Source organism: Sphingobacterium sp. 18053, assembly GCF_902706145.1.
GTDB lineage: Bacteria > Bacteroidota > Bacteroidia > Sphingobacteriales > Sphingobacteriaceae > Sphingobacterium > Sphingobacterium paramultivorum.
In genome coordinates this window covers 12,328-28,341 of the sequence record NZ_CACSJW010000010.1, presented here as the reverse complement: position 1 = coordinate 28,341, position 16,014 = coordinate 12,328, and the positions used below count along the sequence as shown (strand labels likewise).

Here is a 16,014-nt window from a genome sequence, read left to right as displayed (position 1 = left end):
AATGAAAGGTTTTTTAATAGCTTGCCTTCTACTTGTAGCAAGTATGGCAAATGCACAAATTTCAAAATTGGATAAACTTTTTGAACAATATCAAGGAAAGAAAGGCGTAACGACACTCAAGATTGGGGCGCCGATGTTCAAACTATTGGGTAATTTGAAAATAGACGATGAGGATATGCAGACAATTACACCACTGCTTAAGAATGTTAAATCGTTGCGGATGCTGATTGTTGAGGATGGAGAAGATAAAGCTTTAACAGGTATTATTCGGGGGGCGGTGTCTAATTTAAAATATGAAGAGCTTATGTCACTCAACAGTGATGGGCAAGATATCCGATTCATGGTAGAAAATATGTCCGCAAATGCCGATATCCTAAACAATCTGTTACTTACAATCAATGGAGATGGGCAAAATCTATTTATGATCCTCGACGGGGCTATACCGTTGAAAGATGTGACTAGCTTGGTCAACGAAGGGAACAATAAGGTAAATAAGAACAAAGGAGATAACAACAAAAAGTAGAAAATTATGAAAAGATTACTAACCTTGTTGTGCCTAGTTGGCGTTCTTTTCTCCATGCAGTCATGCATGATAAAAAAAGCGCCTAATATGGACTTCGTCAGCCGGTCCAATGTATCTGACGATGCTGAGATTGTTGCTATTAATTTACCGATGTGGTTAACAAAACCCTTTATGAAAAAAGCCTTAAAGGATGATAACGATGAAGATGCGCGTGCAATGGCCGAAATTGTAAAGAAATTGAAGAAGTTCAGAATGCTGACACTGTCAAATAATGATAAAACAAAGAACGCGCGTATTTTGGACGATTACCATAAGTTTTTAAAGAAAAATAAATTTGAGGAACTTCTGGTTATTAACACCGATGGTCAGGAAATTTCGCTAAATGCTCGTATTGATAAGAATAATGTCATTCAGCGGGTTTCTTTACTGGTTCATGATGATGAAGATGAAAGTGTATTTATGGATATCAAAGGTAAGTTTTCGTTGGATGAACTTATCGCCGGATTAAATAAGATGAAATCGAAAGATAAGAAGTTGGCAAACAAACTTTAATAAGTATGTTGATTCAAACCGAAACTTCCGCTAACCTATAAAAAAGCCCTCCAGTATATTACTGGAGGGCTTTTTTATAGTAGTTTGATTTTTATGCGCTAAAGACAATGTCCAACGCATCAAAAATATGTTTTTTTGCCTGGTCAAGATCCGCTGCTGTATGTGCATCAGAAACAAAACCTACTTCATAGCCTGAAGGGCCAAAATAAACGCCACGATTTAACAACTCGCGGTGCATAATTTTATAAGATTCCATCGATTTAGGATCGATTTCACTCGCTTTTTTAATTTCTTGCTGTTCTGTAAATGCAAACCAAAAAATAGAAGCAACATGGAAAAGTTGAACTTTATATCCTTTCTCGGCAATATAAGTACGCATATCATTGACGAAAGCCTCTGTTTTGGCATTTAAATTTGTGTAGAAATCCTTTTGAGCCAAGATACCCAATGCAGCAATGCCGGCAGCCATAGCAACTGGATTTCCGGATAAAGTTCCTGCTTGGTAAACTGCACCATCAGGAGATATACAGGCCATCAATTCTTTTGAGGCTCCATAAGCACCGACAGGCATTCCGCCACCAATAATTTTACCGTAGGTAATAATATCAGGTTGTACATCATAGTAAGCTGAAGCACCTTCAAAACCAATACGGAATCCTGTGATCACTTCATCCATAATCAACATTGCACCATGTTCTTTGGTGATATTACGTAAGAAGTGAACATACTCCTTAGATTGCAACAATAAGCCATTGTTTGCAGGTATACCCTCAATGATAACTGCCGCAATCTGATCTTTAAACTCTGCAAAGGCAGTTTCTAAAGCTTGCTTATCGTTTAATTCAATAACAATGGTTTCGTCTGCAAATGCTTTAGGTACACCGGCCGAAGATGTCTCACCAAAGGTTACCAGGCCAGAACCAGCTTTCACCAAAAGAGAATCGGAGTGGCCATGATAACAGCCATCAAATTTGATGATCTTATCACGTTTCGTATAGCCTCTAGCCAAACGGATAGCAGACATTACAGCCTCGGTGCCAGAACTGACAAAGCGAATTTTCTCAATAAATCGATTGTTTTCGATAATCAACTCAGCTAGTTGGTTCTCCAACGCAGTAGGAGCGCCAAAACTTAAGCCTTTCCCGAGTTGTGCCGCTACAGCTTCACGAACTTGATCATTATTGTGCCCTAAAATTAGGGGACCCCATGAACAACAAAAATCGATGAATTCATTCCCGTCCGCATCCCAAAGATGTGCCTTATCGCCACGCTCAATAAATAATGGGGTACCATATACGGATTTGAAGGCCCTAACAGGTGAGTTTACACCTCCAGGGAAATATTGTTTTGCTTTTTCAAATAGCTCAGCAGATTTTGCTCTTGAAATATCAGGTGCTTGCATAGTCTAAATAGTTGAATGCGAAATAAAACCTTTCTCCAATACTTCTTTGGAGTGGTAGGATAAGATTGCTGTAGCGCCAGCACGTCTGAAGCTCAATAACGTTTCTAGAATGACACGTTCGTCCAACCAGCCGTTTTGAATAGCCGCCTTTAACATCGCATATTCTCCGCTGACATTATACACCGCAATTGGCAGATCGAAGTTGTCTGCAAGAAGTTTAACGATATCTAAGTAGGGAAGTCCTGGTTTTACCATCAGAAAATCTGCTCCTTCTTGTGCATCGAGCTGTGCTTCGATAAGCGCCTCTTTTGCATTGGCAGGATTCATCTGGTAGGTCTTTTTATCACCATGCTTGGGCGCCGAGCCTAAGGCATCTCTAAAAGGACCATAATAGGCCGAAGCATATTTTGCTGTATAGGACATCAAAGAAACGTTTGTAAAACCATTATGGTCCAATAGCTCACGGATGTAACCGATGCGGCCATCCATCATATCTGATGGAGCAATGATATCTGCACCTGATTGCGCATGTGCCAAAGCCATCTTGCCCAATACGTCTAATGTCTCATCGTTTAGGATCTCACCGTTTTCGACAATTCCATCGTGCCCATCACTGCTGTAAGGGTCCATAGCAACATCCGTTACGATACAAGCTTCCGGAAAATTTTTCTTTACGGCTGCAATCGCACGTAAGTATAAACTTCCATCACGGTAGCTTTCTGTAGCATACTTGTCTTTTAAGGACTCTTCAATGTTAGGGAAAAGATCAAATGAGCGTAAGCCCAACTTTAGGCAACTTTCCACTTCTTTCAATAGATTGTCTATTGAATAGCGATAGATGCCAGGCATCGATTTAACCTCAGTTTTTTGATTTTGCCCATCGACGATAAAAAGTGGGAAAATCAAATTTGACGCGTCTAAACGTGTCTCTTGAATCATGTCGCGAATCACGGCAGATTTACGATTTCTTCTCGGACGTTGTAACATTATATTAAGATTATTTATGATCTATGTTGTTTATTTCAACGTCAATGGAATCATTTACCGACGTTGAAATACAAACTACTTTATACGATTCTAATACTCCAATCCAAAAACGGCTTCGGAAAGACCGATCTCATCTGGAGAATAAGGAAGTGTATAAGGGACATTCATCTCATCAAACTTTGCACCGGTAGAGCGGCCAATACAAATTACTTTCTGGCCCGGTTCCAATAAATTATCCGCAAAATAAGCTTCCACATTGCTTGGACTGGTAAAGACCAATACCTCCGCATTGGATGGATCTACATTTTCTTCTAAGACAGTTTCGTATACCGGTATATTGATGATTTTCGTCTCCGGGCTTAATGCTTTTTGGATCGTTTCCAAAGATTCTTTCGCACGTGGAATAAGGACGGTACCACCATTGGCCAATTCAGCAAATTTCTTCGCAATTTCATCCATATTGATACCCTCACTGTCGCCAGAGAAATCAGCAACGCGGTCATATTTACGCAAAATCTCTTCCGAGCCGCGGCCAATGACACCTATCTTGGTCTTTTTGCTCAAACGAGGCTCTAAATTGAAAAAGTGCTCAATACCATTTTTGCTTGAAAATATAATCCAATCAACGTGTTTTAGGATAAAAGGATCCAATTTATTGATAATAGGGAATATTTTGATCAAAGAGCGGCCCTCAATAGTAATATTGTGTTTGGCCATTGCTCTTGCGAAATAGGAATTTTCGTCTACCTCTCGGGAGATAAATACAGATTGTGGCAGCTTTCTATCCTTTGCATACTTATTGAAAATGCGCTCCGCTAAACGTGTCGCATCGGTATCTCTAAGGTAAACACGGTCAGGGAAATCTTCACTTGTTTCAGCAATAGAGGCCCAAGCTTCATATTCATCACCGCTTTTGCGGCAATAACAGCCAAGTGGCGCATGACATCCTGCGTCAAATTTATTTAATACCAAACGTTCTACGGAGATTGTTTGTGCTACTTCTTCATTGTTCAAGGGCTGTAAAGCGTCAAAAAGTTCCTTGTCAACTTCACGGATCTGAATAGCAAGTACCCCTTGCGCTGGTGCCGGGATAATTTCAACGGGAGGAATCTCCTCGACATGAAAATCTGTAATATCCATTTCAATACGGCTAATACCTGCCTTTGCAAGTACTATGGCATCATATTGCTCATCACGTAGTTTCTGGATTCTTGTCTGCAAATTACCACGGAGATCGTCAAATTCTAGATCAGGACGTAGTGCCGAGATCTGCGCTTTTCTACGGTTAGATGATGTTCCAACAGTCGCATTGTGCTTTAATGAAAGACGTTTTTTGATATCCACACAATCTTTGTGGATAATCAATAATTCAGCTGGATCTTCGCGCTCAGAAACCGCTGCAATGATCAATCCTGGAGGGTTGACCGTAGGTAAATCTTTGTGTGAGTGTACAGCTAAATCAATGGTGCCACTTAAAAGTTCCTCTTCAAGCTCTTTAGTGAAAAATCCTTTGCCTTCTAATTTATCCAAACGAAGGTGTTGAATGATATCACCCTGTGTTTTAATGACTTTTAATTCTGCTTCAATTCCGATTTCTGCCAATCGATCTTTTACAAAATTTGCCTGCCACATGGCAAGAACGCTTCCCCGGGTACCAATAATTAGTTTTCTATTCACGTTAATTTTACTTTACCTATTAAAACAATCACAAAGATGTTCCACCGGTAGCTACGTATTCAACTAGCACAGAATGTGTTTTAATTCAATTGAGCCCCGGAAAATGAACAATTTCGGAAAAATGTGTTTAATACCATTTATCAAAGCAAAAATAAATAAATGAAAGGAATATGTTGACACGTTACTGTCATTATATGTCAGGAAATAATTGATAAACCGAAATTTAAAGGAAACAGTCAAAGGATAGCTCCGTAGGAGGGGAGCAGAATCCATTCAAGAACTAGGGATCGTTTTTTAGTTTTTTTCCGTTTCTGGAGTTTTAACCAAAATTTCTTTCGCCATAACCATTGGAACCTTGATATATTTCTTTTCCATATAGTTGATGACTTTTTCCAAAACTTCTCTCGCTTCGGGAGTTAGGGCTTGAACCTCTTGGGCAAAAACCTCATTTAGAGCGAATGATTTAATTTCTTTAATTTTTTCAGGAACCTCACGCATAGCAACTTCTACACGTCGCTGTTTGATTAAAGGTAAAAATTCTTGGATATTGTCCTGGATAATCTTTTCGGCACTCTCCAATTCATTATAACGCTCTTGGATGTTTTTCTCCGCAATAGCTTGTAAGCTGCTTACTTCGATATAATGAATCAGATTATTTTGGAGAACTTCAGCATCAACATCATTCGGAACGGCTAAGTCAATGATAATTTTCTTATCAGTCTCTCCGTTTAATAACGATTGATAAAGTGTGTTGTCAATAATGGAGGTAGGCGCACCTGTACAAGTAATCAGAATATCAAAACCTTCTTTGTACTGATCAATATCAGCCAAGGGGTAAGCTTCAGCATTTAATTCTTCAGCTAGGGCCTTTGCATTCTCCAGTGTGCGGTTGAAAATAACGAACTTCGCTTTTTGGTTCTTTTGGAAATATTTCGCTAAATTCTGATTGGTTTCTCCAGAACCGATGATGATGATTCTAGGGTTTTCAACCAGTTTTAGTTCGCGCAATTTGCGGTAGGCAAGAGAGACAACGGAAATTGGGTTTCTGGAAATTTTAGTATAGGTGTATACTTCTTTAGCTGTTTTTACGAGACGATCCATCATCAGACGTAGAAAATCTCCAGTAAAACCGGCTTCTCTACAACGATCATATGCGCGACGTACCTGTGCCAAAATTTCTTTTTCACCAACAACAAGACTTTCAAGTGAACATGACATCCGAAGCAGGTGATTTAAAGCATCCATACCCTCGTATTTGTTGACCTGTCCTAAATAACATTGTAGTCTTTCCTGAGGTACACAGAAGTTCAATTTTCCCATAAAATCAGCAATGAATTCATGGGTCAATTCGTGAGCACCATAAAATACAAACTCTACTCGGTTACAAGTACCAATATAAAAGATCTCCGGAATGTCTAGGCTATGCTTTAGATTGATGAGACGACTTTCTAAATCCTCATTGCAGATCACTAGATTACCTAGATCTTTTAGTTCGACATGTTTATGAGTAAACGCTAATACTTTAAGATTTTTCAAAGCTCTAATCCCTCGCTTATATTTAACGGTACAAATGTAGCTTAAAAGCTTTGTGCTTGTGTCAAAAATCTGTCAAAGGGATTAATTTAGAAAGATTTTAAATAGCTGTTTTTTTTATTTAAACTATTGTATTATAGTTGATTATGTTGTTATTCGGTGCTAAATGATTTTCGTCACGATCTGTCGTGACGAAAATTTTAAGCTATAAAATACGATAAACTACTCTTTAGTACCCGTATTTGTTCTTGCAGAGTCGATGGTGACATCTTCCAATTCTTCCACATAAGGCTCCTCTTCAGAAGTAGTAGCTTCTTGAATTTCACTATCGCTATATTGGTAATAGCTGTCGAAGGTCTTGCTGCTTTTATTGTAAATCAATGCGTACTTGGAGTTTTTATTCTTGACAATAATTCCATCGGCAGGAGCGGGCACTAACTTCATCTCATCCATAAAAATTTTCTGTCCCTTTTTGAAGCTGTTGATGAGTGGCAGTTCGCTTGAATATTCCTTCCAGAATAAAATATCGCCTTTTGCCGATATAATCCAGATGGCACTGCTCTGGTAGTCGTTCTTTTCTACTAGGAAAGCCATTTCTTTATTCCAACTGTCAGAATCGTTGCGATCGGTAAAGTTCCCATAGCAGAAAACAGATTTAGCCCGATCTTTTATCCGAGTAAACTTGTATATAGGTTTATCATCTACAGGTTCTAGGTAGTTATTACCCATAAATATCTTTGTAATCCCCCTTCTATAGCGTAATGGGATGTTGTCGTATTCCGGAAGAGTGAAGATTGCATTATTCCAATGTTGATAGTCCTCTAATGAACTCCATCCATCAGCATCTTCCAGGTCTTTGGGATCGGCATTGTCAAATCCGACGGCAGCCGTAGCAGCGCTATCTACCTGCAAGCCGTCTAAAGCTTGTCGCTGGCTATAATTGTAATATCCGCCACCCGCTAGGATAACCAATAGGACGACTCCAATAATGATATATACTCTTTTCTTTTTATTTGGCTGTGCAGGTTGTTCCGCAGCGATTTCTTCAACTTCTCTTTTCATGTTTATTATTCGGCTTAATGCTAAAAATTATACTCATCTCTTTTAAACAAGTAAAAAAAGCTATAAATGATTGATGGTCTTTTGATTAGCCTTGTTTTTTATTTGTTCTAAGCGTTAATTGCGCTTAAAAATAGAATAATTTTTCAAAAAGTGAAATACAAGTTATATATGTGTCAATATTCAACTTATATTCGTAGCAGTTTTAAAGGAATTTGAATCATGATTATTATCAAAAAATACTTTGCCATCGTTGGACTAGTCATTTCTTTTTTGTCCAGCATGACACCGTTCTTAAAAGTGCCTATTAAAGGAAATTGGAATTTATATCAGGTAGATGCCTATTTATTCTTTATTACATTACTTATTCTGGGGGTGACGGCCCTTTTATTTTTTGTTCGTGCAGTTCGAGCTTATCAATGGATGACTCGATTAGCCGCCTGTTGGTACCTGTTGAGTATAACAGCTGTCTGGTTTAAAATCAATAATTATTTCGGTTGGGGATTTGCCGATAAATTGCTTTCTAAATCATTACACATGCGCTGGGGCTGGATTGTCTATTTGATTGGAATCTTACTGTTATTGTTGAGTACCAAGAAGGTTTCTGCAACAGCTGAATAAAATAAAGCCGTTTGCCAAATAAAAAATAAGCTAGATGAATTTCATCTAGCTTATTTTTTATTTGGACGATGCGGTACGAAATGACTTTTCAGCTTGTCCAGTCCTAAATCCTCTTCAATCTTATCCAGTTCGTAGGACCATATTTTTTCATCCAAAATTTCGTTAAGGACTTTTGGATTAGTAAGATCTACAGGACGTACACGTTGTTCCCTGTTGATTGGTGAGGTCAGTTCCTGCAAACTGCCGCTATGCCGTATGATCTGAAAACGGAAGGTAGGCCATTTCCCAACATTTGCAAAGTTGCCTGTATAAAACTGCATAGAGTCGTGCGGCGGTATCTTATTACTGAAAATACCTTTCACTTTATTCGCTGTCGCTTCAGATACGGATACCAGGAGCTCAAAGCTGGTTTCATTGATGATATGTAATTTGGCAAGTCCATCTTTGTGATCTCCCGAGATTGCCAAAAGTATTCCTTTTTCGATAAATCGATGTGGTGTCAGTGGTGTCGCATGCTGGTCAAGTTCATCATCTGCGCGACGCATATTACCGAAGACAAGGGTGATTTTATCCATTGGCACCGGAATCTCAAAACCAGTGTCGTCTGTAACGCCTACAATATCGTTGGGCTGCATGGATGTGATATGCCCTTCAATGGGTTCATCGACAAACCGTACTAAGTCGCCTATTCTAAATTTCATGTTTACTTTACTTTTGTGTCAATAATATATAGTAGCTTTTCAAGATCCGAGTGATCATTGTACAAATGAAATCCGACACGGATGCCCGAACCTCGGGGAAAGCATTTTATACCCTCATCCAGGAGAGTTTTATAATAGTCGGGGTTGATCTGAATATTGAAAATATTGCTCTGCGGACGTCTATTGATGATGCTGTCCAATAACAGTTTTCTGTCGGCAAGTTCAGCGCGGACATCTTCGATCAATTTTTGGGTATAGGCCACTGTTTCGGCAAATCCCCATTCCTCCAATTGAAGAAGAGACTGCTGTAGCGTTCCGTGGGACAGGGTGTCCAAATGCCCTGGTTCAAAACAGAGTTGTACCACAGATTTATTCATCCATTGATTGTTGAGGAAGCTGTAATTTTTTTGGATATCCGCATAAAGCATCGTTTTGAGTCTTTCGCTTAGGAGAACAAAACCATTACCAAAGCCTGCCATAAGCCATTTGTATCCACTTGATAATACGGCGTCAAAGCCCGAAAGTGCGAAATCAAAAAGATCCGTCCCTAAATATTGGGTGCCGTCGCCTACAATCAACAACTCGGGATGCTGATGCTTTAATTCCTGTATGAAGGATAGATCTATTTTTAACCCCGAAATATATTGAACAATAGAAAGGATAAGGACATCTGGTTTGAATGTTGCTATTGTGTCCAATAAGTTCGTTTCCAGTTGTTCGTCCATCGTGACAAATTGGTGTTCAAAACCACTTAATATCGTCGGAAAATTAACGGAAGGATAATCATTATTCAGTAATAAAACCTTAGCTTGTTTTGGTAAACCTGCCAATAGCGCATTGAAGGCAAAGGAAAAACAACTTGATAAGAAGACATTTTGGGAAGGGCAATTGAAAAATTTGCCGAGCGTATCCCGACAGGCATCTAAAGTTGCGCCTTGCTGTTCGCGTAAGGTGGTGTTCGAGTCAAAGAAATCTTGGTCTCTTTTTGCACGCCAAGCCTTTGTTTCACGTGAAAGTAAGCCGGATCCTGGTGTGGTGAGGTAAGTTACCGCTGAAGCGATGTCAAAATGTTTACGATAGGGACTACTCATGTCTTTGGTCTTTTGTTAGTATTGCTAAATAATCTGTCAAGGAGAGGTATTCTCCGCCCATGCTTTCCAAATGATCCGTGTGAAATTGGCAATCAATTAACCGAAGTTCAATTTCTTGGGCGAGATAAATCAGGGCCGCTTTCGAAGCGTTGGCGACTTTTGAAAACATGCTTTCGCCACAAAAGACACCATTGATTAACACACCATAAAGCCCCCCAACCAGTATACTATCTTGCCAAACTTCCACCGAATGTGCATAACCTAGCTCAGCAAGTTTACTGTATGCTTCGATCATGTCCTGTGTTATCCAGGTTCCAGTCTGATCTTTTCTATTCATAGTCGCGCAAAGCTGAATGACTTCTTTAAAGCTGCGGTCTATCGATAAGGAAAATGTTTTTTTCCGGAGAACATTCGTCATGCTCTTGCTGATCTTTATCTTGGACGGATCGATCACAAATCGGGGGTTTGGGGCATACCAAAGTATTGGGCTATCAGCACTGAACCACGGGAAAATTCCGTTACTATAGGCCAGTAGCAAACGATCTACCGAAAGATCTCCACCTACGGCGAGTAAACCATCTTCTTCTGCATAGCTTGGGTGTGGAAACTCCAGCCTTTTAGTATCCAGTTCAAATACCATGGTTATTTAACATGCTGCGATAGATGGCATTATTCTGGTTGACGCGGTTCTTTGCCTATTTCTTCAAATAGTTTATCCATGTGTTCAACATATTCGTTGGTATCATCGAGGAAGAACTCCAATTGAGGAACAATCTTTACCTGGTTCTTAATTTTTGCACCCAATTTGTAGCGTATTTCAGATGTTTTGGAACGAATGGCCTTAATATCCTCCTGTGCCGTTTTTGTGTTTAAAAAGCTCACGTAAACGCGGGCAATTGCTAAATCCGGCGTAACACGAACCCGTGTAACCGTAATAAATGCTCCAGGAGCCCATGAATTACCTTCGCGTTGAAATAATGCTGCTAAATCCTGTTGAATCACCCCAGCAAAACGTTGCTGTCTCTTGCTTTCTGTTCCCATCGTATACGTTTTATGTTGAATATTCTCAATTATGTCAAACAAAAATAGCCAAAATTTCAATTAAAAGAGAAATTTGGTTCGACCTCTTGCCGCTTACTTGACAAAAAATATACAATAAACCATCGATTGGTAGCGAATGGATTACAGCTTTGAAAACACTAAAATAAGCAGCACAAGAAAAAAGGCACATCTTGGTTTGACGTGCCTTTAAATTTCGATTCACAATTGGTTAGGTAATTTCTTTCAAGTTTTAAGACTTTGGGGTCTATCATATTTGGTTTGAAATTTCGGTGTATTTAAAGCGGTAAGTATTTACTAACCTTACCATCTTCTATTTTTTCATCTCCCTTACACTACAAACATAGGAATACTTAAAAAACTGACAAAATAACTTTTAAAAATAAAGTGAGTGGTTACTTATAATGTGTGTTTATCGCGATTTAACAAACTTTTAACATCTAATTTTTTTTGTAACGGCCCTTTTTTTTCACTAGGTTTTTTGTTTTTCATCTAATTGTCCGAGCAAAATGTATGCAATCTTTGCATTGATATAACCATTTGCAATTGGTATTTTTGTAAAAATTGTATGTGATAGAATTATCAGGAGCTTCAATCAACGCTAAACCGACAAAAGGCTTTTGATAATAACAGGATCAAAAAGAAATTATACGAATGAAAATCTGGCAAAAAAATATAGATGTCGATTCTTTTGTAGAATCGTTTACGGTGGGCAATGACCGCGTAATGGACCTGCAACTTGCTGCCGCGGATGTTTTGGGTTCATTGGCCCATACACGCATGTTGAATAGCATAAATCTGATGACCGATGAGGATCTAGTGCTTGTACAAAAAGAACTGAAAAATATCTATAAAGAAATTTTAGCCGGTGACTTTCGTATTGAGGACTCGGTAGAAGATGTGCATTCACAGGTCGAAATGCTGCTTACACAGCGTATTGGAGAGTCTGGTAAGAAAATTCACTCCGGCAGATCCCGTAATGACCAGGTTTTGGTCGATCTAAAATTATACTTCCGCTCAGAGATTCAGCATATCATCCAGAATACAGAAGCTCTTTTTAATGAATTGATCCAGCTCAGCGAGCGATATAAGCATATTCTGATTCCGGGATACACGCACTTGCAGATTGCGATGCCTTCATCGTTTGGATTATGGTTTGGTGCTTACGCAGAAAGCCTTGTTGATGATCTGGAGATGATGCGTGCAGCCTGGAAGGTTTGTAATAAGAATCCTTTAGGATCTGCTGCAGGCTATGGATCATCTTTTCCATTAAATAGAACGATGACGACGCAATTGCTGGGATTTGAAGACCTAAATTACAATGTGGTTTATGCACAGATGGGGAGAGGTAAGACCGAACGTATCTTGGCACAGGGCATGAGTTCCATCGCGGCGACATTGGCTAAATTTGCAATGGACGTATGTCTGTATATTAATCAAAATTTTGGCTTTATCTCCTTTCCAGCACATTTAACTACGGGATCGAGCATCATGCCGCATAAAAAGAATCCAGATGTCTTTGAGTTGATCCGTTCACGCTGTAACAAGATACAGGCATTGCCAAATGAAATTGCGTTGATGACTACCAACCTGCCATCTGGTTACCATAGAGATCTTCAATTGTTAAAGGAAAATTTATTCCCGGCTTTTAAATCGCTCAATGAATGTCTTGAAATAGCAACTTTCATGTTGGAAAACATTTCCGTTAAAGAAAATATCCTGGACGATCCAAAATACGATTACTTGTTCTCTGTTGAAGTCGTGAACAATGAGGTCCTGAAAGGGGTTCCTTTCCGGGAGGCCTACAGGACTATCGGCATTGATATTGATGAAGGGCGTTTCAAGCCATCAAAAGAGGTAAACCATACCCACGAAGGAAGCATTGGAAATCTATGCAATGATCAGATTCAACGTATGTTCGGAGAGGTCAAAGCCACTTTTGGTTTTGAAAAAGTCGAATCAGCATTGGATGATCTTTTAAAATAAAAAATGTGCTGTGACCCTACAAAGGAAACAGCACATCAACATAAAACGGCCGGTAAGCAAGTGCTTATCGGCCGTTTTCTTTTCTTATTTTTTTATAGAGAACTTAAAATGTGTCTCGGAGTCGAACGATTCGCCCGCTTTTAACAGGGTTGAAGGAAATTCTGCTTGATTGGGTGTATCCGGAAAATGCTGTGTTTCCAGACAGAATCCGGCATAAGGTAGATATTTATAACCTCTTTTGCCAAAATCATTTCCCGTCATCCAGTTTGCTGTATAGAGCTGTACACCCGGCTCCGTTGTAAATACATCCAGCTGAATGCCTGTGTTTTTTGAATAGACTGTTGCACAAGGCTGCGAAATAGGCAGGTTGTTGACATAACAATGGTCATAGCCTTTGGCAGCGATCAATTGTTCGTTATTTGCCGTAATATCTTGGACAATAGGTTTGGGTATGCGGAAGTCGAAGGCGGTGCCTTCCACAGGTACTATTGCATTTGGTATCTGGTTGTCGTCTACAAATAAGACCTCATCTGAGTTGATCTGAAGGATCTGCTGCAATACGTCGCCACTGCCTTCCCCATCCAGATTGAAGTACGTATGATTGGTCAAGTTGACGTGCGTATCGGCATCCGATTGCGCATGATATTTGATAATGATCTCGTTATTTCTGGTCAGGGTATAAGAAACCATAACTTTTAAGTTTCCTGGAAAGCCCTCTTCACCATCTGGGGAAACATAATAAAATTCGACGTGCGATTGGTAAGTTACCCTTCTGTCCCAAACCTTATCATGAAAGCCCGAAATGCCACCATGAAGACAATTATTTCCGTTATTTTGCGGAAGCGTATAGTGTTTTCCGTTGAGCTCAAATTTGCCATCAGCAATGCGATTGGCAAAACGCCCCGCTGTGCATCCATGGTATTTCTCATCAGAATCGAGATAGGCCTGAATTGAATCGAAGCCCAGTGCTACATCCACTAAATTTCCCTTGTTATCAGGTACCAAAATACTGACAATACGAGCACCGTAATCCGTTAAGAGGACTTGCATGCCTCCTTCGTTTTTTAATAAGAGCAAATGCGTGTTTTTGCCTTCGATTGTACCTTCAAAATATTTTGGAATAAGTGTTTGATATTTCGTCATGATGGATCCCTATTGGTATTTAGGTTAAAGATACAGAATATAACCAGTATAAAAATGACTTTGATAACAGCTGTTTGTAAAATTTGTCATTTTGAAATACAATCATAGATACTGTTGCAAAAATGACTCCTTGATAGGTGAATAACAGGAGTAAAATATAGCGATATGCGGACAGTCATTCGGGTAATTCCTAAATCTGTATCCTATGATTATAATTGTATTTGAAGGCAAATTTATCTAAGTTTGCGCTATGTCTGAAAAAATGAATTGGAAAGATTTGCTCTCTGCAAAGCGCTGGGGTTACGAAGATCGGAGCGTAGATAGTTACCTTGTGGCCCGGTCGGAATTTCAACGGGATTATGATCGTTTGATCTTTTCATCCCCATTTCGGAGATTACAGAATAAGACGCAGGTTTTTCCACTTCCTGGCGCTGTATTCGTGCATAATAGATTGACACATAGTTTAGAAGTTGCCAGTGTGGGACGTTCTTTGGGGCGTATGTTTTATGCGCAGCTGAAAGAGGAAAACCCAAACCTGGATAATGATTACCCTTTTCTGCAAGAAGTCGGAAATATTATCTCGGCGGCATGTCTTTCACATGACCTGGGCAACCCTGCCTTTGGTCACTCGGGTGAATCCGCCATATCCACGTATTTCACGGATGGAGATGGACGTAAATACCAAGAGCAGGTCACGGCCGAAGAATGGGCAGATCTGACCCACTTTGAAGGAAATGCAAATGCCCTACGGATTCTGACGCATGCCTTCCAGGGCAAGGATCCCAAAGGTTTTGCATTGACCTATACTTCCCTGGCTTCCATTGTAAAATACCCCTGTCTGGCAATTGATGGCCACCTTAAGAAGAACCATCACCGCAAGAAATATGGTTTTTTTACAGAAGAACAAAAGGCGTTTGAGAAGGTTGCCAATGAATTGGGACTATTAAAAGATCCCTCTAATCCAAAGGGCTATCTGAGACATCCCTTGGTTTATCTCGTGGAGGCTGCAGATGATATCTGTTACAATATTATTGACTTGGAAGATGCTCATCATCTTAAAATATTGTCCTATCAAGAAGTGGAAGAATTACTATTGCCGCTATGTGGTAAAGAGAATCTTCGTGACAGGCTCGATGGATTGCTGGATACCCCGAGCCGCGTAGCATTGTTGCGTGCCAAAGCGATCAATACCTTGATTAAGGGGTGTGTTGATGTCTTTGTCCGGGAACAGGACAAGTTTTTATCGGGAACTTTCGGATCAGCTTTGATGGACGCCCTTGATGAGGAGATTGTCACGCAGATGAACAAAATTTCTAAAATTTCCATCGCAAAAATCTACAACGCTCCAACAGTTGTTCAGATTGAAATTGCCGGTTACCGGGTGATGGATGCATTATTAAAAGAGTTTGTTCCGGCGTATCTTAAGAAGAACAAAAATAATTACGATAAGAAACTAGTCGCTTTAATTCCAGCACAATTTTATACGGAAAAACAAGATTCGTATTCGAAAATTCGCTGTGTTTTAGACTTTGTTTCCGGAATGACCGATGTTTATGCCATTGAACTTTATCGTAAGATCCAGGGAATAACGATACCATCAATAGAATAGGGACGTTTAAGGTAAAGGGGTAAAACATCAATATTAAATTGAGACTAGCTGTAATACCAGGAGGTATTATC

At 39.6% G+C, this 16,014-nt stretch carries 15 protein-coding genes; 5 read left to right on the top strand and 10 right to left on the bottom strand.

The window, feature by feature from the left end; genetic code table 11:
• Position 1 precedes the first annotated feature (1 nt).
• Together GVK91_RS22075 and GVK91_RS22070 are read left to right on the top strand one after the other, a co-directional pair.
• Positions 2-523: a DUF4252 domain-containing protein gene (locus tag GVK91_RS22075; protein WP_120333165.1), complete on the top strand. Its 522-nt coding sequence runs from the start codon at positions 2-4 to the stop codon at positions 521-523.
• A gap of 6 nt (positions 524-529) precedes the next feature.
• Positions 530-1,075: a DUF4252 domain-containing protein gene (locus GVK91_RS22070; RefSeq protein WP_153848148.1), complete on the top strand. Its 546-nt coding sequence runs from the start codon at positions 530-532 to the stop codon at positions 1,073-1,075.
• 91 nt (positions 1,076-1,166) lie between these two features.
• Here the strand turns inward: GVK91_RS22070 and hemL are convergent, their stop codons facing one another.
• The 5 genes from hemL to GVK91_RS22045 form a co-directional block, all read right to left on the bottom strand.
• On the bottom strand, positions 1,167-2,477 hold the full coding sequence (gene hemL, locus GVK91_RS22065; RefSeq protein WP_159731362.1) for a glutamate-1-semialdehyde 2,1-aminomutase: 1,311 nt from the start codon (positions 2,475-2,477) through the stop codon (positions 1,167-1,169).
• Between the two features lie 3 nt (positions 2,478-2,480).
• Positions 2,481-3,464, bottom strand: a complete 984-nt coding sequence (hemB, locus tag GVK91_RS22060; protein WP_120333168.1) for a porphobilinogen synthase — start codon at positions 3,462-3,464, stop codon at positions 2,481-2,483.
• A gap of 90 nt (positions 3,465-3,554) precedes the next feature.
• Positions 3,555-5,141 (bottom strand): hydroxymethylbilane synthase, encoded by a 1,587-nt coding sequence (gene hemC / locus GVK91_RS22055; protein WP_159731359.1) that lies wholly within the window; start codon positions 5,139-5,141, stop codon positions 3,555-3,557.
• A gap of 294 nt (positions 5,142-5,435) precedes the next feature.
• Complete coding sequence (hemA, locus tag GVK91_RS22050) at positions 5,436-6,677, bottom strand: glutamyl-tRNA reductase (RefSeq protein ID WP_153848145.1); 1,242 nt, start codon at positions 6,675-6,677, stop codon at positions 5,436-5,438.
• 219 nt (positions 6,678-6,896) lie between these two features.
• Positions 6,897-7,736: a hypothetical protein gene (locus GVK91_RS22045; protein WP_153848144.1), complete on the bottom strand. Its 840-nt coding sequence runs from the start codon at positions 7,734-7,736 to the stop codon at positions 6,897-6,899.
• Between the two features lie 219 nt (positions 7,737-7,955).
• On the opposite strand from GVK91_RS22045, the gene GVK91_RS22040 reads away from it, so the two are divergent.
• Positions 7,956-8,354, top strand: coding sequence for a hypothetical protein (locus tag GVK91_RS22040; RefSeq protein WP_153848143.1), 399 nt, complete (start codon positions 7,956-7,958; stop codon positions 8,352-8,354).
• 50 nt (positions 8,355-8,404) lie between these two features.
• Here GVK91_RS22040 and GVK91_RS22035 read toward each other — a convergent pair whose 3' ends face one another.
• The 4 genes from GVK91_RS22035 to rbfA are packed head-to-tail and all read right to left on the bottom strand — an operon-like array spanning position 8,405 to position 11,187.
• Positions 8,405-9,055, bottom strand: coding sequence for a hypothetical protein (locus tag GVK91_RS22035; RefSeq protein WP_159731357.1), 651 nt, complete (start codon positions 9,053-9,055; stop codon positions 8,405-8,407).
• A 2-nt stretch (positions 9,056-9,057) separates the two neighbouring features.
• The gene (locus tag GVK91_RS22030) at positions 9,058-10,146 is read right to left on the bottom strand and encodes an aminotransferase class V-fold PLP-dependent enzyme (protein WP_159731355.1); all 1,089 of its coding nucleotides are present in this window, start codon (positions 10,144-10,146) and stop codon (positions 9,058-9,060) included.
• A complete protein-coding gene (gene aat / locus GVK91_RS22025; protein ID WP_159731353.1) occupies positions 10,139-10,786 on the bottom strand; it encodes a leucyl/phenylalanyl-tRNA--protein transferase in 648 nt (215 codons plus the stop codon). The genes GVK91_RS22030 and aat overlap by 8 nt, the downstream gene beginning before the upstream one ends.
• A gap of 29 nt (positions 10,787-10,815) precedes the next feature.
• Positions 10,816-11,187 (bottom strand): 30S ribosome-binding factor RbfA, encoded by a 372-nt coding sequence (gene rbfA, locus GVK91_RS22020; protein ID WP_088160129.1) that lies wholly within the window; start codon positions 11,185-11,187, stop codon positions 10,816-10,818.
• Between the two features lie 672 nt (positions 11,188-11,859).
• Between rbfA and argH the strand changes: the two genes are divergently transcribed.
• The gene (gene argH / locus GVK91_RS22015) at positions 11,860-13,191 is read left to right on the top strand and encodes an argininosuccinate lyase (RefSeq protein ID WP_153848139.1); all 1,332 of its coding nucleotides are present in this window, start codon (positions 11,860-11,862) and stop codon (positions 13,189-13,191) included.
• Between the two features lie 84 nt (positions 13,192-13,275).
• Here argH and GVK91_RS22010 read toward each other — a convergent pair whose 3' ends face one another.
• The gene (locus GVK91_RS22010; RefSeq protein WP_153848138.1) at positions 13,276-14,334 is read right to left on the bottom strand and encodes an aldose epimerase family protein; all 1,059 of its coding nucleotides are present in this window, start codon (positions 14,332-14,334) and stop codon (positions 13,276-13,278) included.
• Positions 14,335-14,584: 250 nt separating this feature from the next.
• Here GVK91_RS22010 and GVK91_RS22005 point away from each other — a divergent pair, with 250 nt between their 5' ends.
• Positions 14,585-15,943, top strand: coding sequence for a deoxyguanosinetriphosphate triphosphohydrolase (locus tag GVK91_RS22005; protein WP_153848137.1), 1,359 nt, complete (start codon positions 14,585-14,587; stop codon positions 15,941-15,943).
• Positions 15,944-16,014: the final 71 nt, after the last annotated feature.